The organism is Fibrobacter sp. UBA4309 (assembly GCF_002395745.1).
Classification (GTDB): domain Bacteria; phylum Fibrobacterota; class Fibrobacteria; order Fibrobacterales; family Fibrobacteraceae; genus Fibrobacter.
Map to the genome: position 1 here is coordinate 20,750 of NZ_DGUN01000074.1, position 24,722 is coordinate 45,471.

Annotated in this window: 18 protein-coding genes; 16 read left to right on the forward strand and 2 right to left on the reverse strand. The window is 53.2% G+C overall.

Annotation, left to right across the window (positions count from 1 at the left end):
* From B3M32_RS10330 to B3M32_RS10380, 11 genes are all read left to right on the forward strand, one after another.
* Positions 1-215 (forward strand): MarR family transcriptional regulator (locus B3M32_RS10330; protein WP_290746389.1); only part of this gene is annotated, 215 nt, incomplete at its 5' end.
* A gap of 24 nt (positions 216-239) precedes the next feature.
* The gene (locus tag B3M32_RS10335; RefSeq protein WP_173347584.1) at positions 240-872 is read left to right on the forward strand and encodes a nitroreductase family protein; all 633 of its coding nucleotides are present in this window, start codon (positions 240-242) and stop codon (positions 870-872) included.
* A 148-nt stretch (positions 873-1,020) separates the two neighbouring features.
* Positions 1,021-1,773 (forward strand): thioredoxin family protein, encoded by a 753-nt coding sequence (locus B3M32_RS10340; RefSeq protein ID WP_290746395.1) that lies wholly within the window; start codon positions 1,021-1,023, stop codon positions 1,771-1,773.
* 63 nt (positions 1,774-1,836) lie between these two features.
* Positions 1,837-2,817: a hypothetical protein gene (locus B3M32_RS10345; RefSeq protein ID WP_290746398.1), complete on the forward strand. Its 981-nt coding sequence runs from the start codon at positions 1,837-1,839 to the stop codon at positions 2,815-2,817.
* Positions 2,818-2,879: 62 nt separating this feature from the next.
* Positions 2,880-3,473, forward strand: a complete 594-nt coding sequence (locus B3M32_RS10350) for a flavodoxin family protein (RefSeq protein ID WP_290746401.1) — start codon at positions 2,880-2,882, stop codon at positions 3,471-3,473.
* 78 nt (positions 3,474-3,551) lie between these two features.
* Entirely contained in the window at positions 3,552-4,055 is a 504-nt protein-coding gene (locus B3M32_RS10355; protein ID WP_290746404.1) for an RNA polymerase sigma factor, read from the forward strand.
* Positions 4,052-4,849 carry a hypothetical protein gene (locus tag B3M32_RS10360; RefSeq protein ID WP_290746407.1) on the forward strand — a complete coding sequence of 266 codons (798 nt, stop codon included), beginning with the start codon at positions 4,052-4,054 and terminating at the stop codon, positions 4,847-4,849. Before B3M32_RS10355 ends, B3M32_RS10360 begins: the two co-directional genes overlap by 4 nt.
* Positions 4,849-7,152: a caspase family protein gene (locus B3M32_RS10365; protein WP_290746410.1), complete on the forward strand. Its 2,304-nt coding sequence runs from the start codon at positions 4,849-4,851 to the stop codon at positions 7,150-7,152. Before B3M32_RS10360 ends, B3M32_RS10365 begins: the two co-directional genes overlap by 1 nt.
* Before the next feature lie 121 nt (positions 7,153-7,273).
* On the forward strand, positions 7,274-10,801 hold the full coding sequence (locus tag B3M32_RS10370) for a right-handed parallel beta-helix repeat-containing protein (protein ID WP_290746413.1): 3,528 nt from the start codon (positions 7,274-7,276) through the stop codon (positions 10,799-10,801).
* 8 nt (positions 10,802-10,809) lie between these two features.
* The gene (locus B3M32_RS10375; protein ID WP_290746416.1) at positions 10,810-10,953 is read left to right on the forward strand and encodes a hypothetical protein; all 144 of its coding nucleotides are present in this window, start codon (positions 10,810-10,812) and stop codon (positions 10,951-10,953) included.
* Between the two features lie 151 nt (positions 10,954-11,104).
* Positions 11,105-14,869, forward strand: coding sequence for a beta strand repeat-containing protein (locus tag B3M32_RS10380; protein WP_290746419.1), 3,765 nt, complete (start codon positions 11,105-11,107; stop codon positions 14,867-14,869).
* A 5-nt stretch (positions 14,870-14,874) separates the two neighbouring features.
* On the opposite strand, the gene B3M32_RS10385 is transcribed toward B3M32_RS10380, so the two are convergent.
* A complete protein-coding gene (locus tag B3M32_RS10385; RefSeq protein WP_290746422.1) occupies positions 14,875-16,041 on the reverse strand; it encodes a glycoside hydrolase family 3 protein in 1,167 nt (388 codons plus the stop codon).
* A 16-nt stretch (positions 16,042-16,057) separates the two neighbouring features.
* Positions 16,058-17,218: a S66 peptidase family protein gene (locus B3M32_RS10390; RefSeq protein WP_290746425.1), complete on the reverse strand. Its 1,161-nt coding sequence runs from the start codon at positions 17,216-17,218 to the stop codon at positions 16,058-16,060.
* 182 nt (positions 17,219-17,400) lie between these two features.
* Between B3M32_RS10390 and B3M32_RS10395 the strand changes: the two genes are divergently transcribed.
* From B3M32_RS10395 to B3M32_RS10415, 5 genes are all read left to right on the forward strand, one after another.
* Complete coding sequence (locus B3M32_RS10395; protein ID WP_290746428.1) at positions 17,401-19,914, forward strand: TonB-dependent receptor plug domain-containing protein; 2,514 nt, start codon at positions 17,401-17,403, stop codon at positions 19,912-19,914.
* Position 19,915: 1 nt separating this feature from the next.
* Complete coding sequence (locus B3M32_RS10400) at positions 19,916-21,499, forward strand: hypothetical protein (RefSeq protein WP_290746431.1); 1,584 nt, start codon at positions 19,916-19,918, stop codon at positions 21,497-21,499.
* A gap of 79 nt (positions 21,500-21,578) precedes the next feature.
* Positions 21,579-22,328, forward strand: coding sequence for a fibrobacter succinogenes major paralogous domain-containing protein (locus tag B3M32_RS10405; protein ID WP_290746434.1), 750 nt, complete (start codon positions 21,579-21,581; stop codon positions 22,326-22,328).
* Positions 22,329-22,348: 20 nt separating this feature from the next.
* Positions 22,349-22,648: an STAS domain-containing protein gene (locus B3M32_RS10410; protein ID WP_290746436.1), complete on the forward strand. Its 300-nt coding sequence runs from the start codon at positions 22,349-22,351 to the stop codon at positions 22,646-22,648.
* Positions 22,649-22,661: 13 nt separating this feature from the next.
* Positions 22,662-24,692 carry a SpoIIE family protein phosphatase gene (locus tag B3M32_RS10415; protein WP_290746438.1) on the forward strand — a complete coding sequence of 677 codons (2,031 nt, stop codon included), beginning with the start codon at positions 22,662-22,664 and terminating at the stop codon, positions 24,690-24,692.
* The last annotated feature ends 30 nt before the right edge of the window (positions 24,693-24,722 follow it).

The following is a 24,722-nucleotide window of genomic DNA, read 5'->3' on the forward strand; positions in this document are numbered from 1 at the left end:
ACCCGACAATAAACCCGACAATAAAACTTACGGATACGCAGCGAACCATACTTGCGGAATTATCCAAAAATCCGAGAATTACACAAATGGAATTGGCGTCGATCCTTAAGATACAGCGTTCCTCTGTAAGCGAGAGTATGTCAAAATTACAACGATTGGGCGTGTTGAAGCGTATTGGTGGTAATAAAACTGGTTATTGGGAAGTTATTTTTTAAGAGTATCACCACAAGGAGTTCCCCATGAAAAATCGTTTTGCACTCACGCTTATGGCAACGCTCATCTGCAGTACGCTTGCCATGGCGCAGCTCCAAAAACTCCCCGCTCCGGCAAAGACTGGCGGCAAGCCTGTGATGGAGGCTCTCTGGAGCAGGGCTTCCGGCACGGAGTTCAGCGACAAGATGCTCAGTGACCAGGATCTTTCGAATTTGCTTTTTGCGGCTATCGGCGTGAACCGCCCTGCCGACGGCAAGCTCACGTCGCCGACTGCCCGCAATTTCCAGGAAATCCGCGTGTTCGTGTTCACAAGCAAGGGCGTCTCGGAATACCTGAACAAGGAAAACGCCCTGAAGCAGGTGGCGAAGGGTGACCACAGGGCGCTCGTTGCCGACCGTCAGGATTGGGCGAAGGCGGCCCCGGTCAGCATCCTCATCGTTGCAGACGAGACCAAGTTCGGTAGCAGCGACGCCCGCGCGAAGGTGACGATGGGAACCGACGCGGGAATCGTGAGCGAGAATATTAATTTGTTCTGTGCCGGCATGGGCCTGGTGACCCGCCCGCGCATGACGATGGACGTTCCCGCCATCAAGAAGCTTCTCAAGCTTTCTGACTCGCAGGTGCCCTTGCTGAACAACCCCGTGGGCTACGCGAAGTAGTTGAAGCGGGTTAACAATAGGGTTGACAATAGGGTTAATGAAAATTTTTCAATTACTCAGCAAGTTGCTGAAAAATTGGCTATCAGAAAATCCTATAACAATCGCCCGTCGCAAAAAGTTGTATCTTTTCGGTGTACAAGGTGGCACTATGAAAAGACTTATCGCACTTATGCTTTGCATTATGGCCGTGGCGACGTTCGCGGCCGAGGACATCAAGATTGTCAAGGTGAACGACGCCAACTTCGAGAAAGAGGTTCTGCAGTCCAAGAAGCCGGTCATCCTGGATATCACTTCTACGAGCTGCCCGCCGTGCCTCATCATGATCCCGACACTCATCGGCATCGCGAAGAATTACCCCGACATCAAGATTGCGACGGTGGGCATCGACGAACCGGGCATCGACAAGATCAAGGCGAGCCTGCCTATCCAGGCGTTCCCGACGTTCTTTATGGTGCGCGACGGCAAGATTGTAAACCAGCTGGTGGGTGCTGTCAAGGAAGAGGAACTGCTGGCGGCCCTGCAGTACACGCCTTCCAAGAAGCCCGCAGCCAAGCCGAAGAAAATCAAGAACGCGAAGCGCAATATGGTGTGCAAGACTCCGGGGCAGTTCAACGGGCTCAAGAACCTGGTGACCATTTCGTTCGTGTTCGGCGATTACGAAATCGAAAACGTTGACATTGTGACCGACGTGTTCGTGCCGCCCGAGCTGAACGACCGGCGCGACCAGATGATGGATCACGTTCGCTCAAGCGGAAAGGGCGAGGTGGAGCCCACCATGACGGGCTTCCGCATCCATATCGACAACAACTGCCGATTCATGAAGGCGATGGACATGAAGCGCACGTCCACTTACGGCGAGATGCGTGCGGGTCTCGAACTGCAGGGCTTTAACTGCCAGTAGTCCGGCGCGTTTTCTGTTAGCGAAAAACGTTCGCGGGGCGCGAAAATAATATACATTACGGGTATGGATACTACATCGGGTACATACCGCCGCATTTTTGTGCTGGGCTCCGGCTTCAGCAAGTCTTTCTGCCCGCAGATGCCCACGCTCCGCGACCTGAACGAGCGCATTCCCTTCGGCATTCCGGACGAGTTCCCGCACCTGCGCGACTATTGCAGGCAGTTTCTGGAACTTTGCAACAATCAGCCCGACTATCTGAATATCGAAACGCTTTCGACGTCGATCCTTTCGGCGCAGATTTTTCCGGGGGTGCGCGAGAGCCTGTACCATTCGAGCTTGCGTTTTGAACTGTTGCGCTTTATCGCCAACGAGATTCGCCACGATAAGGGAATGGACGCGGACAGCGCCGCGGTGCTCCGCAAGTTCCTTTCGGGTTGCGAAAACTGCCCGGGCGAGGGCGTGCGCGATACGCTACTGCTATCGTTCAACTACGATACGCTTATCGAAGACGTGATTACTGCCGACCCCGAGATGTCGGCTCGCGTGGCGGTGGATTACGGCGTTCGCATTGACCCTGCGGACCGGAGTGCGGTTCGTGCCCCGCGGACGCTCACGGTGGACCTTATCAAACTTCACGGTTCGCTCAACTGGTACCCGGTCAAGGGTGCCTCGGACCCGCTCGACCTCAAGAACGTGTGCCAGGTGGAACCCTGCGACCGGAGTTTCCCCATCTACCGCGAAGACACGCCCATCTACATCCCGATGGCGCATGCGAAGGAATCCTTTTTGCGCGGAAGCCTCTTCAACCTGCTCTGGAGCAAGGCGGATTACTACCTCAAGAATGCGCAGGAGATTTATTTCCTGGGTTACGGATTCCCGAAGACGGACATGAACAACCTGGAATTTCTGCTCCGTCACCGCGACCGCTTCAAGAAGGTTGTCGTATTCGAACGCGAGGGGTGCGCCGTACTGGAACGTCTCCGGAAACTGCTCGGCAGTTTGGTCGAAAGCCGCGATGCGAAGGAATACCTGGCGAATTTCTAGAAAAATCCGGTAACATTTTTGCCTTCCTCCGGTGTTCTATATAAGAAAACGGAGGTTTTGTCATGAAGGTCCTGATTTTGAATGCGAGTCCGCGCAGGTACGGTACGATTTCGCAGGCCGTGGAACGTTTTGCCGAGGGGGTGCAGAATTCCTGCGGTTACGATTTTTCCGAAGATGTGCAGGTGGAAAACATCAACGTGAACGACCTGAAGTTCGCCCACTGTACGGGCTGCATGCAATGCCGTAAATGCGGCACGTGCTGCCTGCCGCGAGACGATGCGCACCGCGTGGCCGAGAAGATCGAGGCCTGCGACGTATTGGTGGTGGCTGCTCCCGTATACTGGGGAAACATCCCCGGGACGCTCAAGACGCTTTTCGACCGCATGGTGTACGCGCTCATGACCGAATCCAGGCGCGGAATCCCGCAGCCACTCCACAAGGGCAAAGCCGCCTACATCATTACCAGTTGCTCCACGCCCTTCCCGTTCAACTTTTTTTGCGGGCAGACTTCCGGCGTGGTTAAGGCGCTCAAGGAAATCCTGGGTACCGCGGGCTTCAAGATTCGTGGCAAGGTGGTGGTTCCGGGAACCAAGGCTAAAGAGGGTCTTCCGATTCGTACGGGAAAATTTGCCTACAGATTGGGCTTTTCCGTTTAAAATTCGCCATTTTGGGTCGGAGTGGGATTTTTCTAAATTTGTAGTGACACTTTTGAAACCCTCTGGTGTTACACAGGTATGAAAGGCAAGAATCAGGCAGATCGAATGGAACTGGAAGGGCTGTACGGAAAGTACGCCCCGATGGTCTATCGCCGCTGCTATTCCATGCTCAAGGACGATGCCGAGGCGCAGGATATGGTCCAGGAGGTCTTTTTGCGCATATACGAGCGCATGGATTCACTGGATTTGTCCCAGCCGAGCAGCCTGTTGTGGAATACGGCGACCAGGCTCTGCCTGAATCACATCCGCGACAAGCACCGACACGGTGTGGACGTGGATTCTAGCGAACTGCTGTTGACCATTGCATGTGCGGATGACGAACAGGAATCTTACGAGGCGAAGAACATCCTGGCGAAGCTGTTTTCGCGGGAGCCGGAATCTAGCCGCACGATCGCGATGCTCCACTATGTGGACGGCATGACCCTCGAAGAAACCGCACGAGAAGTAAACTTGTCAGTGAGCGGCGTCCGCAAGCGTTTGCGCGGATTGCAGGCGAAACTCAAGAACCTGGAGGTGAAGTGATGATCCCCGACTGGAAACTGGAACGCTATTTGACGGGCGACCTGCCCGATAGCGAAATGCGGGAAATCCGCGAAATGGAAACGACGGACGAAATCTTCGCCGGTCGCGTCAAGATGATGCGCGAAGACAACCGCGCCATCCTCAAGAAAATGCCCTTCGAACGCCTTTCCGAACGTCTCGATGCCATGCCGGCGCGTTCCGGGAACGGCTCGAATAGGGTGGGCAATGGTGTCAGCTTTACGCTGGTGAAGTTCGCGACGGCTGCGGCGCTAGTACTTGCGGTCGTGTCGGTTGTTCTCTTCAGCCAGCGCGAGATTGTGCCGGAGCAGTCCGGCGCGCAGGTCATGGATGTCGCGATGGTCGACGCTGTACCTGCCGGAGATGAATCTGGCGATACCCGTATCAAGGGCCTGGAAGCCCGTATCGAAGTCTGGAAAAAGACGGCCGACAGTGCCGTGCAGATGTCGAACCTGGACGAAGTCCGCGAAGGCGACGAAATCCAGCTGCGCTATTCTGTCCCTGAAAAATGCTTCGGCATGCTCCTCAGCATGGACGGCAACGGTACCGTGACGATGCACATGGGCGAAGGCAACAAGGCGATTGCCCTGGAACCCGGCAAGATGACGACGCTCCCGTTTGCCTACAAGTTGGATAACGCCCCGAAATTCGAGGCTTTCTACCTGCTTACTTCCCGCGACACTTTCTCTGTCGATATAAACGACATCGATGCTGTTTTCAAGAACAAGAATGTCCGCAAGGAACATGTTACGCTGCGCAAGGTCGGGGGTAAGTAATGAAGGATTTTATCATGAAATTGGATTCGGCGATTGTGATCCCGTCTATATTGTTGGTTTTTATTATTGTCCTTTCGGCCGTGTCGGGAGCCCAGGCTTCGCAAGGTAGCGACCAGGCTGTTATCAACCGCTATATCGTGGCAGTCAGCGCCAACAACGGCGGCAAGGGCCGTCCTGTGCTCCGCTATGCGGAAAGTGACGCGAAGTCCTTTGTGAACGTGCTCAAGGACATGGGTGGCGTGCAACCGCAGAACATCGTTTTTGTCAAGGCTCCGAGTGTCGCGAAGCTCCGTCAGGAGCTGGACGGTTTGGACAAGAAGATTTCGCAGGGCAAGAACAACGGTGGCCGTAACGAGGTGTTGGTATACTACAGCGGCCATGCCGATGACAAGGGTCTCCGCCTTGGCGAAGAAGTTTATAGCTGGAAGGAATTCCGTAAGCGCATCGATGCCCTCAATGGCGACGTGAAGATTGCCGTGATAGACGCGTGCGGTTCCGGTGCGATTACGCGTGTCAAGGGTGGTGTCGCGGTGCCGGCGTTCATGGTGGACAAGAGCAGCGACATGAAGGGCTATGCCTTTATCACCAGCAGTACGCAGGACGAATCGAGCCAGGAAAGCGACAAGTTGAGAGGCTCCTTCTTTACGCATTCGCTGGTGAGCGGCCTACGTGGCGCAGGCGATGCGAGCGGCGATGGCAAGGTGACCCTTTCCGAAGCCTACCAGTTCGCTTTCAACGAGACTTTGCAGAAAACGGAAACCACTTTGGGCGGCGCCCAGCACCCGAGCCGCGACATGAACCTTGCCGGAACGGGCGACGTGGTGATGACGGATTTGCGCAGCACTAGCGCCGGGCTTGACCTGGACGAAGACGTAGACGGTCGCCTGTTCATCCGCGACGAGAACGGCGCCCTGGTGGCCGAGCTCTACAAGAAATCCGGACGCGCCATGAGCCTCGGGTTCCCTGCCGGCAAGTACAGCGTACGCATGGAACGTCCCGCCGAGTACAAGGAAGCTTCCGTGACGTTGCAGGACAACTACCGCGCACGTCTTTCGCAGAAGCAGTTCGCCGCGGTGTCCGCCGAAAAGACGACCCTCCGTGGCGGCTATGAATTCAAGAGCGAAAGGACATGCGCCGCCGGCGATACGAACCAGTGCTCGCTCGATTCCCTTGACCGCAACGGGACTTCGCGCACCACGTTCAACCTCTATGACCATGACAGGAAGCCGCGCAAGGGCGTGCAGATTGGCCTCCTTGCCACGCGTTCTGAAGACTATTTTATCGGTTCGCAGTTGAGCCTCTTCGTGAACAGCGCGAACAAGGATATGCGCGGCCTGCAGGTGACGGGTATCTTGAACTTGGCCGAGAATGTGGACGGAGCCCAGATTTCGGGAACCGTAAACTACGCCGAAAGTTTCCAGGGACTCCAATTGGGCTTTGTCAACTGGGTCAACGAAAAGTCTGACGGTGTCCAGATTGGCTATATCAACGGCGCTCTCGATACGTTGGGTTCCGTGCAGGTGGGTCTTGTGGATCTTGCCCAGCAGGCCAACGTTCAGGTGGGCTTTGTTGATCTTGCCAAGCAGGCAGACGTACAGGTTGGTTTTGTAGATGTCGCGGGCACCTCCGACGTACAGGTTGGCTTCGTGGATGTCGCGGGCAAATCCGACGTGCAGGTGGGCTTCACGAACGTCTCTTACAAGCAAGGCGGTACGCAGGTCGGTTACGTGAATACGGCGACGCATTCTAAGGGCCGCCAGGTAGGCTTCGTGAACGTCTGTCTTGAATGCGAGAAGACCCCGATTGGTTTTGTGAGCATCGTGGGTAACGGTGTATGGTCTGCCACGAGTTACGCTAACGAGATGGGTGCGCTCGGAATCTCTCTCCACTTGGGCACGGCCTACTTCTACACGGCCTTCGAAGGCGCTCGCCTGTTCGAAAAGGGTTCGAACTTCAGGCACTTCAGCGATACCTGGGAAAGCGGTGTTGGCTTTGGAACGCAGTTCGGTTCGTACGGCAGCCACTTCGAACTCGAATACATGCACTTCAATACTTACGACAGGTTCCGCATGAACGATGTTGACGCCGGGTTCCATCATCGCGTGCGCCTCGGATACTTGTACAGCCTGCTTCCGGGAATCGGTCTCGGCGTTGGCGGAACCATGAACGTGGCGACCCAAGGCGAGCAGGACGACGTAATCCTCAAGCCGCGCGGCGAATACCACGACGATGTGGGGAGCAAGAACCACAAGGGCCGCGTGTGGCCCGGATTCTACTCCGCAATAACTGTCGGTCGATTCTAATTGTTACTTCGCCCTTTTTGACCGCCTATTTTTAATTGTGCTTGATTTTTCTCACAGGTTTTCCTAGGGGGTTTTTACTCCCCTTGCCCTAATATTACCGATTTCTTATATTTATAATATTATGACAAGAACAAGAAACCTCCTTACCCTAGCCCTTTTCGCTATTGCTTCGACGGCGTGGGCTGATTATAAACAACCGATTGTAGATGAATCGCAGCTGATTTCAGCGGCGGAAAATGCGTCCATAGGGACGCCATACATTCTTGATGGCGACATTACGCTAACACATTGTGTCACCGTAAAAACGGGGCGTTGGTTGATTCTAGATCTCAATGGCAAGGTTATTAACCGTGGGCTCTCGAATGGCTCCCCTTTGGCTGATGGCTGCGTGTTCCATGTGGAAAAAGACGCGGGGCTTACGCTTGAAAATAGCGGCAGTAGCCGTGGCGGCATTACTGGCGGCTATGCAACCAATGGTGGCGGCATCTACAACGAAGGTGGCGTAATGGTTTATGGCGGAAAGATTTCAGGCAACAAAGCTCAAGATTGCGGAGGCATCTACAATGCAGGGGGCGCAACCCTCCTTATGGAAGGTGGAGAGATTTCCGGCAATATCAGTAATGCAGGTGGCGGTGGCGTGGTAAACTACGGCACGGCGTCCATCCGCAATGTGACCATTAGCGGAAACCAGGCTGCAACCCGTGGCGGCGGCATTTGGAGTAACGGACAGCTGACGATAGAAAATTCCACCGTTTCAGAAAACGTAATCAAGGGAGAAGGTGCGGCAAGTGGTGCTGGCATTTGCTTAAGGAGCGGCGCTAATGCGACTTTTACCAACGTTATCATACAGAATAACAATGCGCCTGATCAGGGCGTTGGTGGGGGCATTTTTGTGGAACGCGGGGTAAGACTTGCTATCAATGGGGCCACCATAAGCGGCAACAAGGCGAAAAACGGAAATGGCGGCGGTGGTATATATACCGAGAGTAGTATCAGTATGCAAGGAGCCGTTGACATAAGCGGCAATAAGAATATGCCAAAGAACCGTAACTATTATGTGGATAACAACCTGTTTGGCCTCGATAGTACCAAAATAATTCTTACAGGAGCCTTTGCGGCCGGTACTCACATAGGTCTGACGTTTTCGGATACCCGGTATGAAAACATGACGAGCGGGTTTGCGGCGAACAACCCAGACGCGGCTCCCGGCGATTTCTTTTTCGGGGACAAGGAAGATTTTGTAGTCGGGTTGCAGGATGGTGAAGTGCTGGGCTACAATACAGGAACTGTAGTCATAACGCAGTACGTCGATATAGACAGCTCTATAAAAACAGTTTCTGCGCGCAAGATGAGTGCCTTTGCTGATAAAGGCAGCCATACCTTGCAAAGTGGGTGGTATGTCGTTGATCGTGATATAACATTGGAGGAACGCCACTATACGGAGGGTGTGGTCAACATCATTCTTACGGAATGGGGGAATTTGGATGCGCCTAAAGGGATAGGCCTTTTGGAAGGTTCTAAGCTGCATATTTGGGAACGAACCTTGGAATACGTTTCAAGGTTGGATGCGGGAGGCGATTATTTCTTAGATGAAGAAACAGGAACGATTGCTCGTTACGAATGTACAATGGACGAAGAGGTTGCCACTATCGGAGGAAATGGCGTTGTCAATATCCATGGTGGTTCGGTTTTTGTTTTTGCAAAGGGAATGGCTCCTGCAATAGGTGATTGTGATAGCGTAACCATTACGGGAGGCTTTGTGCGAGCTAATGGAGATGGCGATGCTACATATGGCGGTGCGGGAATAGGAGGACGTGCGACAGGTATAGCACCTGACATAACTATTTCAGGGGGGAATGTTATCGCCAATGGTGGCACTAGAGGAGCAGGCATTGGTTCCGGCGCTAGAGGATTTAACCATACCTTTGCGGGCGCGTCCTACTATCCGGCAGCATTTAAAACCATTTGCATTAGTGGAGGAACTGTGAATGCAGATGGTGGCTTTGATGCGGCGGGTATTGGCGGGGGTGCTGCAGTTCATTATGATCCTGGTGGTTTGGGTAACGAGGTCGGAGATGGCGATTTCAAGGGCCTTGCGGGTAACATCATTATTACTGGGGGAATTGTCTATGCTCGTAGTGGTTTTGGGTTGAAGGCTTATGCGAAAGACGATGATGATGCTGAGGCCATCGGACATGGTTTGCTTCGCAATGGGCAGGGGGTGACCCACGGAGAATATTTCGTTTACGACAATGCCAAGGTGTCGGCAACTAACGATATAAACAGCTTCGATTATGTTCCAATGGATGCAAATAGCCGCACTGATGCCTTTAAGTATGTGAAAGTGGTAATCGAACCTTGCGATCATGCCGGATCCGTTATCAACACATTCGCCGACGAACACGATGGTCATCATTCCGTTGGGTGTGAGTATTGCAAGGCAAAACGTGAAGCCCATACGTTTGGCGATGATGGCATATGTACTAAGTGCGGCGTTTCCGATGCTGCCTACACTGTAACGCTTGCCCAGGCCTTGAGCAAAACGCCTAACGGTACCTACGGCTCCGAAAACATTACGCTTCTGAAGGGGCAAACGCAGTACACGCTTCCGAGTGTTTCTGTTACGCCGACAGACTACGAGTTTGCGGGCTGGTATATGGGTAATATCAACGATATTGTGACAGATGGTTACCATCTCAAGTCTACTATTGAGAATCCCTCGCTCTATGAGCCGGGCAAGACTGTTGATGTCAATGCCAATACTGAAATTATCGCCGTCTATAGGCTACTCAACAGCGGTGCTCTCACCATCGCTTACAACGAAACGATTGCCGAGGCGACTATCAATGGCTACTACACCGGTGTCGATGTTGTGAATATTCCGAATGACATCAAGGTGGATACGGTTGCCTTTACTAGGGCTTTTGAAAACGGCGTTGCTTCGACCATTGTGTTGCCGTTCTCTATTACGACAGATAATGTTGAGGGCGCCAACTTCTACGATATTACAGGTGTGACCAAAGATGCAAATGGTAAATGGAGTAGCGTCGGGACGCGTCGCCTCGGAAAAGAAGGTGTAGAAACGATTGTAGCGAACAAACCTTATCTGGTAAAATTGAAAACCGGTGCGGAAAAATTGATTTTTCGCGGCGAGGTAACGCTGAATACAAGCGTAAAACAGCCTTATGCGGTAAATGGCGGCTTGTGGAGTTTCCGTGGCGCCTACAAGACCTTTGCCGTTGGCGATACCGCTTCACTTGTCGGTAGCACATACGGTTTCACGACCAATGCTCAAGATGGTTATGACAAGGGCGTCTTTGCAAAGGGTGCAAGTGACGCTCGAATTCCTGCAATGCGTTGCTACCTAGTGTATACGGGAACTAGTGCTCCGCAGGCCAACAATAGACCGCGAATGAACTTTAGACCCACGATGGTGTCTGATATTGCCCTGGAAACAATCGACGTGGAATTCGACGACGGCGAAGAAGGCACGACCGTTATCGGCAAGCTCGATATGGCGACGGGTGAAATTCGCATGGCTCCCCGCACGGCTGACCGCTGGCTCGATATTCAAGGTCGCGTGCTTAACGCAAAGCCCAGCGCCAAGGGCCGCTACTTCCACAACGGCAGACTCGAAATTATCAAGTAGGAGTAATTATGAAAAACGAACAAGAAAAGAAACAATATACTACTCCTGCAATGGAAGTAGTTGCATACGAACATGCCATCAACCTGCTGGTGGAAAGTCAAACCTCTGAAATGCCGCAAACAATGGGCGTTACTTGGGATGATGATGAGTAAAATGAAAATGCCGTCCGAACAAAAAAAGAAATACGTCGCTCCGAATATGAAGGCGCATGAACTCTTGCATCAGACGAATCTGTTGCAGGCGAGCGGGTATCATGGGACTTTTGGCATGATTCATGCAGAAGAAACGATTGAGAGGTCTTAAATGACTAAAAGAAAATCCTTTGGGCTTGCGTTCACGCTGGCCCTTTTTGCCCTTGTGCAGGGTGCATGGGCGCAGACCGATGTCAGTAGCGAAAGCGCTTTGCTCTCGGCTATTAGTGGCAATACTGTTGTCAGTGTCAGGCTCACTGCAGACATTACCTTGAGCCAATGCTTGCTCATCGATGGCAGCAAGACTGTAACTATCGACCTGAATGGTCACGAACTCGGTCGCGGGCTTAGTGCCACCCCTGCGACAGGTGACGGTCATGTCATCGGTGTCAGGGCTGGCAGTTCGGTGACTATCAACGACGTTAGCGGCAACAACGCGGGCCGCATCAGTAGCGGCTGGGCAGCTAACGGTGGCGGCATCTACAACAATAAAGGTGCTACGGTTACCATCAATGGCGGCACCATCGTAGGTAGCCATGCAACCGAAAATGGTGGTGGAATATACAATGCAGGAATGCTTGTCGTCAATGGAGGTGTAATCAGTACCGACATGGCAGAAGGCGCAGGTGGTGGCATCTACAATGCCGGCGAGTTGCATTTCAATGGGGGCGTCGTGCTGGGCAGTTATGGTAATGACTGCGGCGGTATCTACAATGCCGCTAGCGGCGAGCTCTATATGACCGGCGGCACCATCAGCGGCAACACCTCCCATGCCGGTGGCGGCGGCGTGGTGAACTACGGTACTGCCAGCATTACCGGCGGCAACATACACAACAACCAGGCCACCACACGCGGCGGCGGTGTCTGGAACGGCGGCACTTTGACCCTTGGCGCTGCTAACATTGTAGGCAATCACGCCAAAATTGCGGGAGGAGGCGTCTTCTGTAGCGCCGGAACAATTAACGCCAGCGGCACTGTCATCAGAGAGAACGATGCACCCAATGGCGGTGGCGTTTATTGTGCGAGTGGCAGTACAGTCAACATCAATGACGGAACGACCATCAACTCAAATACTGCAAGCGAGGACGGTGGCGGCGCGGTAAATTACGGCACGATGACTGTCAACGGCGGCATCTTCACCGGCAATACCGCTGTCGACGAGGGTGGCGGCATCTGGAACGACGGAACGCTTACCATAGATGCGGCCACTGTTACCGGCAATACTACTGATAACTACGGTGCGGGTATTTACACCAAAAGCAATATCAGTATGCAGGGTACCGTCAACGTCAGCAGTAACCACAGGAGCAACGGCTGGGATAACAATGTCTTCTTGACCAACGGCCACCTCATTGTTGTTACGGGTAGTCTCGGTAATTCCAGCATCGGCGTCAACCACGAGAGCCAAAGCGGTATGGTCACTTCCGGCTACAGGGCACACAATCGCGAAAACTACCACTTTACCAACGACTACGCTTCCATCACCTCACTCGAGTACGTAAATGACGAGGTCAGGCTCTCGTTCAATGGTGGCGTCGAATACGTGGAGCGCCGCTGGGACAATGCCAACAAAAGGGTGGTCGAGATCTTGCAGCTCAAACGCTCCGGCGCAGTCGAGTTGCGTGGCTCAGCCAATTCGGACGACATATCTTTGTCTAACTGGGGTTGGTATTATGTTGAAGGCAGTGATGTCAAATATGGTTATATTGATGTCGAATCCAATGCAACCGTCTACCTTATTTTGAGGGAGGGGGCAAAGTTAACTGCCGATGTTATACGTATCGGGCAAGGTTCCTCGCTGACCATTTTTGGTCAGATTGCGGGTACGGGCGTACTAGAATCACCCTTAATGGGACAAAACGGCGCTATGGGTACGTTGATAATACACGGCGGTACCATTAACGCAGTTGGGGGAGTTGGCATAGGAACTACAAATTCTGATGCTACCACTGGTTCGGTAACTATCTACGGTGGCTCGGTGTATGCTGAAGGGACCTACTACGGTGCTGGCATTGGCGGCGGTGATAGAACCACTGGAATTAACGTAAATATTTTTGGCGGCACTGTAAAAGCCTATGGTAGTTCTGGCGCTGCCGGTATCGGTGGCGGAAGGGGTGCTAGCGGAGGAACAACTCGGATCTATGGCGGTACTGTGGAAGCTCATGGTGGTAAGTATGGCGCAGGCATCGGCGGCGGATCGAGTGGCAATGGAGGGCTTATTGAAATCAGCGGCGGTTCTGTGGTAGCCTACGGTGGTGTTGACGCCGCCGGCATAGGCAGCGGCGAGGAAGGTACTTATGAGGGCGGAGTTAATGGCGGCACCATCAACATCAGCGGCGGCGAAGTCGTCGCCTGGGGTAAGGACTATGGTGCGGGCATCGGTGCCGGAGATGATGCCGATGCCGGACTTATCACCATCACCGGTGGCCATGTCTATGCCCAGGGCGGCACCAATAGCATGGCCATCTGCACCCACGATGACAATGCTCAGTTTACCTCATTCACCATCGGTGACACTATGATGGTCTGGTGGGAGCGCAAGTTCATTATTTCAGAACGCATTGAGGCCATACAGAATCGCAACTGGATTAGAATAGAGCCCTGCACTCACGAGGATGCCGTCAATAGGGATAACCATGATGGCAGCCACACCCTCGCGAGTTGCAATTACTGCTTGAAGCGGGGCGTTGTAAGCGAACACCATTACGGCAGCGGCCACACTTGTTCCGAGTGTGGTGCAACAGATGCTACCTACATAGTCACGCTTGCACAGGCTTTGAGCGAAACACCTAATGGCACCTATAGCTCCGAGAACATCACGCTCCTGAAGGGGCAAACGCAGTACACGCTGCCTGCAGTTTCTACTACGCCGGCTGGCTACACATTTGCGGGCTGGTACATTGGCTCGGAAGACCTGGTGCCCGGTGGCTACTACTTCTCTGGTGAAAACGTTGCGCTATATGCGACGGGCGAGACTGTTGCAATCGGTGGTAACACCAACATCGTTGCGGTTTATAAATTGCTTGAAACTGGTGCCGTTACCATCGCCGCGGACCGCTCCACAGCGACTATCAACGGCGACTACGCTGGTACTGATGCCGTGAACATCCCTGGCGATATTACTGTGAACAGCGTTGTATTTAACAGGGCTTTTGATTCTGGCGTTGCCTCTACTGTCGTGCTGCCGTTCTCCATTTCGACGGATAAAGTTGAAGGGGCGAACTTCTACGACATTACCGAAGTGAAGAAGGATATAAATGGCAAGTGGAGTAGTGTTGGGACGCATCGCCTCGGAAAAACGGAAGTAGAGACGATTGTGGCGAACAAACCTTATCTAGTGAAGTTGAAAGATGGCGAAGCACTTACCTTCCAGGGCTCCGTCACGCTCAATACCAGCGTAAGGCGGCCTTATACGGTGAATGATGGTTTGTGGAGTTTCCGTGGCGCATACAGGACCTTTGCGATTGGCGATAGCGCTTCGCTTGTCGGCGTTACATACGGCTTCACGTCTACGTCCCAGGATGGATATGACAAGGGAGTCTTTGCCAAGGGTGCAAGTGATGCTAGCATTCCCGCGATGCGTTGCTACCTGGTGTATATGGATGCTAGCGCACCGCAGGGCAACAGACAACAGGCGCGTGCTGCATTTATGGCACCGACTTACACGAGCGCTATTCCTGGAACAATCGACGTGGAATTCGACGACGATGAAGAGGGCACGACCGTTGTCGGCAAGCTCAATACACGTACTGGCGAAATCCACCTGGCTCCCCGCACAGCGGACCTTTGGCTCGACATTCAAGGCCGCGTGCTAAACGGCAAGCCCACAATCAAGGGCAAGTTCCTGCACAACGGCAAGCTTGAGATTATCAAGTAAAGCTGTTATTTTTTCAATTCAAGAATTCGCTTGACACTTTCGTCAATGCGGGCTTCTTTTATTTCGCCGTCTTCGACCGCCTTCACGACGGCATCGAACACCTGCGTGAATTCGCGGGAGCAAAGCACCACGTCAACGCCTGCCTGGATTGACTTGATGGCGGCTTCGGCGTTCCCGAACTGCGTTGTGATGGCGCCCATATCCATCGCGTCGGTCACGATGACTCCCTTGAATCCGAGTTCGCCACGGAGCTTGTCCTGCAATATGACGGGCGAGAGCGTTGCGGGCAAATCGTCGCCGGTGACCTTCGGGGCGGCGATGTGCGCGGTCATGACCATCTTTGCGCCCGCCTTGATACCTGCTTTGAAAGGAATCATCTCGCACTTGAGCATCTCTTCCCAGGTCTTGTTCGTCTCGGCGTAGCCGGAATGCGTGTCGGTCTTTACGTCGCCGTGGCCGGGGAAGTGCTTGAGCGTGCCGATGACTCCCGCGGAATCGAGACCGTTCAGGTAGCTTACCACGAATTCGGCGGCGGTCTCGGGATCATCCGAGAATGCACGCGCTCCGATGACGATGTTCTCGGGATTCGTGTTCACGTCGGCGACCGGGGCGTAGTCGATGTCGAAACCGTATTCCTTCACGTAGCTCCCGATGGTGAAAGCCGCCTTGTAGGCTTCGTTCGGGTCGCCGGTCTCTGCGATGGCTGCCATGCTTTCGTACTTGGGAACGTCGAAGTTTTCGTTGTTCGCGATGCGGGCGACGCGGCCGCCTTCCTCGTCGATGGCAAGGAGCGGGCTGCCGTTCAGTTCCCTGATTTCGGCGATGAAATCACTGAGCTGATCTTCGTCCACGATGTTGTGCGCGTAAAGGATCATGCCTCCGATGGGGTAGTCCTTGTTTATCGCGAGCATGGTCTTGTTTACTTTTTGCAGCTTGTAATCCGGGAGCTCGGCGTATTCGTTCCAGTGGATGCTCGTATCGAGAGCCTCGGGGCGCACGAAGAACATCTGGCCAACCTTCTCGCGGATGGACATCTTCTTTATGTCGAGCGTGGAGGTGTTTTCGGCCGGGGAATCGTTTTCGGGAGCCGACGACGAACTGCTTGAACTGTCGTCGCCACATGCGGCAAGGAGCGCGATGGCCCCTACCGCCATTGTCTTTTTGAAATCCATATACACCTCTTAAAAACTATTCCTCGATCTTGAAGGTCTTTCCGGAGAGCATCTTGAGCAATGCCTTCGGAAGCGTGACTTTCTTGGAGAGGTTATCGGTGTCTATCGTCTTCTTTTCGCCGCCGATGTCGAAGGCGACTGTCGAACCCTTGTCACCCACATCGATCTTCACCTTAGCACCCATGACAATCGGGAGGTTTACGTCATCGTGGCCGGCAGGGAACCCGCAGAGTACGGGAATGTCATACTTCTTCAGATACTGCGAGAGCATTTCTTCGGTAGTTTCGTAATCGAGGTCGGTGCCGGAATCCACAAATTCGCCGAGAATCACGCCGCGCACATTTTCCATGACGCCGTGCAGTTCGAGCGTGTTGAACATACGGTCAATGTTGTGCAGGGATTCGCCGATTTCTTCCAGGAAGAGGATGATGCCGTCGTTCGAGAATACGTCGATGTCACTTGCGCCGACGAGCGGAACAAATGTCGCCATGTTGCCGCCCACGAGAATACCTTCGGCTTTGCCTTTCTGGTTGTATTTATTCTTCGGGACCTTGTATGTGGGAACTTCACCCTTGAGCAGGTCGCGCAGGATAGTACTGTTATCGTCCTCGCCGGCGGTCTTTGCGATGAAGGAACTCATGGTGCCATGGATACTCATGACGCCCGCCTTGGTCTCCATGGCATGCAGCGTGGTAATGTCGCTGAAGCCGATGAGCCATTTGGGATTGTCTTTGACGAGTTTCAGGTCGATGAGATCCACCAGTTGAATGGTGCCGTAGCCGCCTCGGTTGCAGAGAATGGCCTTGATGCTGGTGTCCTTGAGTGCTTCGATAAAGTCGTCGGCGCGTTCCTGTGCGGTGCCGGCGTACTTGCCCGCTTCGAGCTTGCCCACGTTCTTGCCGATGACGGGTTTAAAGCCCCATTCCTTGATCACGTCTGCAGTCTTCTGGATGTTGGAATCGGGAGTGCTGTACGAGGGAGAGAGCAACGCCACCTTGTCGCCTTTCTTGAGGAAGGCGGGTGCGGTACATTCTGCAAGTGCGGCGGGGGTATCCGAGTTTTCGGGAGCCGATGAACTGCTAGAACTGTCGTCGCTACATGCCGCGAGAAGCGCGAATGCGAAGATGGTTAGAGATTGCCGCGCTACGCTCGCAATGACATTTCTTTTAAAATCCATATACACCTCTGATTTTGTATTGCTTTTCCACGGGATAATATAACAAGAATCGCCCGTGATTAGGCTCACTTGGGAATGAAATGGATTTTTTTGTGGAGGGGTAACACTTTTATCCCCTTTGGGTGTTTAAAATGCAAATAAGGCATCTTATTTGCTATTTTTGCTTGAAACGCGAGATATTTTTGAAATTTTATATTAAAATCATCGCCTTGTTGCTCACGACCTTCGCCTATGCGGAGGAAACGGGCAATCCGGATGCTGTCGCCGGGGATTCCGCGCAGGTTGCGGGAATCGTTTTCAATGGCATCGTGCAGGATGCCTCGTTTGCCGAAGGCGAAAAGCTGAATGTCGAAATTCTCGAATCGGGCGAGGCGTTGCAGACAACTGTCGGTACGCCCTTCAGTGTCGTGCTCCCCGAAGATACCCTCTGGAACGTGTGCGTCACGAATTCCGATACCGCCGGAGCGGAGAAGGAAAAATGCTACGAGCTCAAGTACATTGGGCCCGGCCGCAGTTTTTCGCAGGCGCTCGGAGAAGCCTTTGCGGAACCTGATAGTACGCATGCCGCAGCCAGTGATTCTTCAGGTGTCATCCTGAGCGGAGCGCAAGCGGAGTCGAAGGATCTAGACCCGAATTCCGCCGCTTCCGCCGATACTGCACAGCCTAATGACGTCAACGTCGACGACCTGCTTGCCGGCGGCGACAACACCAAGGTGACCGAACTCAAGAAAGTCGTGGTGCAACTGCGGCGGCGCCCCAAGCGCAAGCCCGGCGAATCCGTCGTTACCGCAAAATCCATCAAGCGCATGCCCGGTCTCGCCGAAGCCGACGTAATCAAGAGCGTGCAGGCGCTCCCGGGCGTGGTCGCGAGTTCCGATTTCAGTTCCAAGATTTATGTACGCGGTGGCGCCGCCGACCAGAACCTCTTCTTGTTCGACAATGCGGTCGTGTATTCCCCGGTGCATTTCTTCGGCCTTTTCAGCACGTTCCTCGTGGAAGGCATCGACGACGTGCAGTTCTACAAGAGCGGATTCCCGGCGCAGTACGGCAACCGCCTGAGTTCGGTGCTCAAGATGGAAGGCCGCGCGGGTGGCCAAGATACCGTGAACGAATGGTTCAGCAAGTCCAGCATCAAGGTGAGCACGTTCGCGGCCCAGCTCCATACCGAAGGCCATCAGGGCCCTGCCCGCTGGGTGTTCGCCGGTCGCACCACCTACATCGGCTACATGCTCGACCTGATGAACGCGGTGGGCCTCCTGGACCTGGATTTGGATTACGAGTTTACGGATTTGCAGGGCACGTTCATGTACAACGTCACGAACGATACCCGCCTCAAGTTCAGCTTCTACATAGGCAAGGACCGCCTGAGCTTTGACCCGCTCTACATGGACTGGGGGAATGTTGCCATCCCGATAAACCTGACGCACCGCATCAACGGCAACTGGGACTACAATGTGACCCTCGCGTACAGCGAGTTCTACCAGACCATGAAAATCAGCGACCTCATGTCCATCGAGATGTTCCTCTATACGTTCTCCGCCAAGCAGTGGCTGAACTACCGCGGCATCGCGAACCATACGCTCACCTTCGGCTACGAACTGGAATACGACTACGAGCGCTACCAGGAAAAAATGGCGACCGTATCCGTGGCCGACATACAGAAGCCCCTCCATCACGTAGGCTTTTTGCAGGATGCCTGGAAAATCACGCCGGATTACATGCTGCAATACGGCATGCGCTTCAATTACCACGAGGCTTCGGAACATTTTGGCGTGGAACCGCGCGCATCCCTCACCGTCAACCTTGACGATTCCAAGACGCTCGAATTCTATGGCGGCTACTACCTGCAGTACCTGAACGCGCTCGTGTATACCGACCAGGAAACGCTCAACGATTTCTATTACCCCGCGACCAAGACGACGAGCGGGCGGCAGATCAAGCCGGCATCTTCGTGGCTCTTTGCGACGGAGTACAGCCAGCGCGGAATTTTGGACGATTATGACGCCACCGTGGGGCTGTATTACAAAACACAGAACAACCTGAACACGTTTGTGACGCAGCTCGATACCAGCGAAGATTCCAAGTCCAGTAAGCTCGTGCTGGCGGACCAGTTCGGCACGGCGGAAGCGTATTCCTTCGGTTACGAACTTTCGCTGCGCAAGGAAAAGGGCTGGTGGTTCGGCGGTATCAACTGGAGCCAGAGCATAAGCGTGATGAAGACCAACGACGGCACAAAGCCCTATTACCCGAGCTGGCACCAGCCTTACGCACTCAAGATGGACCTGGGCCTCAACTGGCGCGGCCCGGAAGAATCCATGTCGGTGCACCCGACGCAAAAAGACATGTACCTGCGTTCCTCGGTTGTCCTCAAGTATTCGGCGGGCATGCCCATCAGCGAATACAAGGGCTACTACCTCTCCGAGCATATCGGTCACCAGGAGTATTCCGACGAGGTGGTCGTGATTCCGGGTAGCCGCAACGCGGCCCGCCAAACGGATTACTTCAGGGTAGACGTGAAGGCTATCGATGTCGGCCGCGAAGGCAAGTGGAATTTCAGCTGGACCATCATCAACCTGACCGATCACGAAAACATGTTTTTTACCTTCTACGATACGCGCAAGAACCCTCCCGAGAAGACTTCCATTTCGCAGTTCCCCTTTTTACCGATTATGCTGAGCTATGAATACTATTTCTAGAGTGATTAGTGGTTGGTGGTTAGTGGTTGGGTTGCTGCTGACTGCGTGCGGCGATTTTCACGGGCCGTGGGAATACTATCCCGAGGAACGCGAAATCTATACGGGCATCTTCACGTACGGCTACATCCTCTCCGATGGCGGTTCCGACATCTGCTTTTCCAAGATTTACGAGCTCGACGAGACGTCGGCGCAGAATTTCGCGTTCTACGACAGCGCCCGCGTTACGGTGCAGGGCCCGTTCGACATCGACGGTAACGAAACCGATACCACGCTGGTGCTTTCGCCCAAGGCGGGCAAGCCGAACTGTTTTTACAGCGAACTGGACGGCATCACGGGCAAGTCGTACAAGATGGACGCCTATTTTGAGTGGGATAGCGCGGGCCATGCGGCAAAATCGCGCTTTACGGCCAAGGCCGAAATCCCGAACGCCATTTCGATTCCCGGTATGAACGTCCCGCTGGCAGACGGCAGCTACGAATGGAGGGAATATAACGACTCCACGGAGTTCCGCGTCAAGTTCCTGGAATTCCCGATGGACATGGAGTTCGTCAAGTGCGACGTGGATTATGACAAAACCGTGAAGGGCGTCATTTCGGTGATGCGTTACGGCATTTCGAATGCGGAATCACAGAAGACGACCATCAACAACATGCTCAAGGGCATGACGGACAAGGACTCGACGGGTTACAGGGGCATAGCCATGCACGATCCGCTCGAAAGGAGCGAGAATCTCGGGTACACCATAAGCCGCTGGGTCGCCGATTTCAATGCGCTCGACACGCTCTACCTGATGAACATGATGATGCCGCTCGGCAAGATCTACGTGGATTTCTATGCGACCGACGCCGCCTACATCGATTACGAGATGAAGGTGACGAATTCGTTCAGCGATTCGCGCATCATTCCCGAATCGAATATCGAAAACGGCATGGGCGTATTCAGCGGCATGGCGAAGACGACCATCACCCTGTATGTGGATGGCAAGGGCGTGGACATGGAGCATATCGCCTTCCGCAACTGCGACGAGACGGAGGGGGACTTTTCGGACAGCTGGGATTCCCGCGGGTGCAGGCTCTACCAGGACGTCGCCTGTTCCGGGATGCCCTCCGACAGTATGGAAAAACTGGGCCTGCTCGAAGCGAACGCGCATGCGTATGAATATTACAGGAAATCGGAATACATGAAGGACAATGCCACCTGCTATGCATCGCACGTGAAGGCGGCGATGATGCTCGATACCGCCAAGTGGACGGCTTTCTTGCCCGAAGACATCAGCTCGGAAGACAAGAACAATGCCTACGGCGACGGCCTCAAGCGCTACTGCGTGGCCTCCAATTTCGAAAACAACGGTATCGCGGATTGCGGTAAACTCGAAAAGCAGTGCCTTGAAACTCCCGAAAAGAACGACTGCAAGGAATACTTGTGGAAATGGTGCGCCGACCGTGGCTGGAATATGGACTATGAGCAGTGCCGTATCGGGCTTGTGAGCCGCTACCACCTCGAAGGCCTGAAATCGAGCATTATCCAGCGTGAGGTCAAGGCCATTTGCGAGGAATTTAAGTATACGATCTGCAAAAACTGGTAGGAGCGTGCTCTTTATCACACTCGGATTTTGACCCCGCTAGAATTATTTATAATTTAGATTGCAAGAGGGAGGTCAAGAAATGCCTAAATGCCCAAAATGTGGTGCCGAGAATGGCGAAAACGATGTCTATTGTGCTGAATGTGGTGATATGCTCCACAGGGTGTGTCCCCATTGCCATGCAATGATGTCTCTGACGGCGAAATTCTGCAGTAACTGCGGTGCCCGGTATGGGGAAAATAAGCCCGAGCACGTTTTCTCGATTCCCGGTCCTGTCGAAAAGAACGGGTTTCTTATCGATGGCCGTGACCAGCAAAAGTACAGGATGGTAAAAATCGGCAACCAGATTTGGCTTGCCGAGAATTTCCGATTCAAGGTTACGGATTCTTTTGTCTACGGGAACAACGAAGGCATGGCTTCTGTCTATGGCCGCCTTTATACATGGGAAAGCGCGCGGTCCATCGCTCCGCCGGGCTGGCACCTCGCGACTCGCAGGGATTTTAACGAACTCGGATTGTTCTGCAAGGGTCTTGGCCAGGGAATGGTCGGGACGATGTTGAAAACGGCCGGACCCGAATGGAATACTCATGGAATTTTCGGGCCTGGCACTCCTGGGACCGACGCTGTCGGTTTCTCGGCAAAGCCGACGGGTGTCCGCACGAGCTCCGGCGTTTTCAGCTACATGGGCTCCTTTGCATATTTCTGGTGTGCCGACGAAGAGAACATGACCCGTGCCTATTACAGGCATCTCAGCTATTTCACCGGAGCATATCAGGAATGTTCCAGCAAGAAGGAATGCGCCTTTAGCGTCCGACTGGTAAAAAATCAATAATCAAATAAAATGGGAAAACTATGCAGATAACAAAATTCGAAAACGGCGAATCCCTGACCTTGGCAGTAGAAGGAATTATCGATTCTACGACTGCGCCTGACTTCGAGACGGAAATGATCGATGCCTGCGGCAAGACCAAGGATTTGGTAGTGAATTTTGCCAAGGTGGATTTCATTTCGTCTGCGGGTCTTCGCGTACTCCTGCTGGCCCAGAAAAAGCTTACGGCCGCAGCTGGCAAGATGACCCTTGTCAACGTGAATGACGATGTCCGCGAGGTGTTTGAACTGACGGGCTTTGTGAACGTGCTGAACATCGCGTAGCGGAGCCGAAAAGGTGAAGCTGAAGAAGCTCCCGGTTATTACGAAAAAAATAGTGGCGGTCAGTCTGGTGACTGGCCTTGTCCTTTGCTCTATTATCTTCCTTGCCGGCTATTGGTCTTTTTCAAAACAGTTCGAGACACAGTATAATGCAAGTATCCGGGCAATCGCCTCTGCCGCACGCGAATGCTTGCGCCCGGATGATTTTGCCCGCTATCTGGAAAGTGGCGAAAAAGATGACGCCTACATGCAAACATTCTCCATATTGCAGGACTTTGTCGATAAGTTCGATTTGAATCTCCTGTATGTATCCAAGGTCGAGCCGCCGGATTACACCCGCATCACGTACATTTTTAATCCTGTCCGCAAGGGCGGGCGTTGGACGGAATATCCGCTGGGTTATTCCGAGACGTACGTGGAGCCCGAATACAATTCTTCTGCGAAGCATGTTATTGAAAGTGGGGAACCGTTTGTTCGTCATACCGAAAAGACGCGGAGCGGTTCGCATATCACGGCAATGTATCCGGTCATGGATTCTTCGGGAAAGACCATCGCCATCATCGGCGTCCAGAGGAGTATCCAGAATTATGTTTCGGCGCGGTACAATTTTGTGAATTTTGTCGTGACCACGGAAATAGTTTTTGCCCTGTTGTCGCTTCTTCTTTTCAGCTCGTTCTTTAACAGGCGCTTTATCGATCCCATCATGTTGGTGACACGCGAGGCGAATCAGTTCGTGAGCGGTGGCGGGGAACCTTCCGACAAGTTGCTTTCACTGAAGAGCAAGGACGAATTGGCGACGTTGGCGCAGTCCGTACACCGGATGGAAATGGATGTCAAGAAACATATCGAGGATCTTTCGCGGGTGACTTCCGAAAAGGAACGCATCGAAACGGAACTAGGGGTGGCGTCGCGCATCCAGGTTGCCATGCTTCCCAGGGTGACGTTCTCGGAGAGAGGGGATTTTGATCTTTTTGCGATGATGACGCCGGCAAAAGAAGTCGGTGGGGACCTTTACGACTATATCCTTGTCGATGACGATCATTTGCTCCTGGTGGTGGGCGATGTTTCGGGCAAGGGAATTCCGGCGGCTCTGTTCATGGTGGTCGTGAAGACCTTGATTCACAGCTATGCGGAACAGAAGATGAGCCCGTCCGAAATATTCGAGACGACGAACGATCTTATATGCAAAGGGAATTCCCTGGGATATTTTGTTACCTGCTGGCTTGGCATATTGACTCTTTCGACTGGCGAACTGAGGTTTGTGAATGCCGGTCACAACCCTCCCGTCCTTATTCATGGCAACGAAACGTCTTTCCTCGCGACAAAGCCTAATTTTGTCTTGTGCGGCATGGAAAACCAGAAGTATCGGGAACATGTCGTGACTCTTGCGGCAGGGGATAGCCTGTTCCTTTATACAGACGGCGTGACTGAAGCCAATAACGAAAAGCATGAACTTTTTGGTGACAAGCGCCTGATTCAGCTGATGTCCGAACTTCCTGGCGAGAATCCTGAAGAAACTTGCAAAAGGGTGATGGACAAAATAAACGCTTTTGTTGGCGATACTCCCCAATTTGATGATATTACTATGTTATCTTTTAGGTATAACGGAAAAGAGGCCGCTTTGAAACCAGAAGCTCGTGAACGTCACGAAAAGACGATGGAAGCAAAACCTGAAAATCAGGTTGCCTTTTCTTCGTTTATCGAAGAAGTCTTGGACAAGCATCAATGCCCCCAAAGGCCTAAAACGCAGATTCTTGTCGCTCTTGACGAAATTTACAGCAATATCGTGAAGTTTTCCGGTGCAGACCATGTGACGATATCCATGGACATAATCGAAGAATCCTTTACGGCCAGGGTGACGTTTGTCGATAACGGGACCCCCTTTGACCCGCTTAAGGCCGATGACCCGGATATTACGTTGCCTGTAGAGGAGCGTGATGCTGGTGGATTGGGCGTATTCATTGTGAAAAAGACGATGGACGGTGTTTCTTACAATCGCAAGAACAATTGCAACGTGTTTACCATCGAAAAGAAGCTGAACGGCTAGAATACACGGGAAAAAGCATTTTTTTTATAA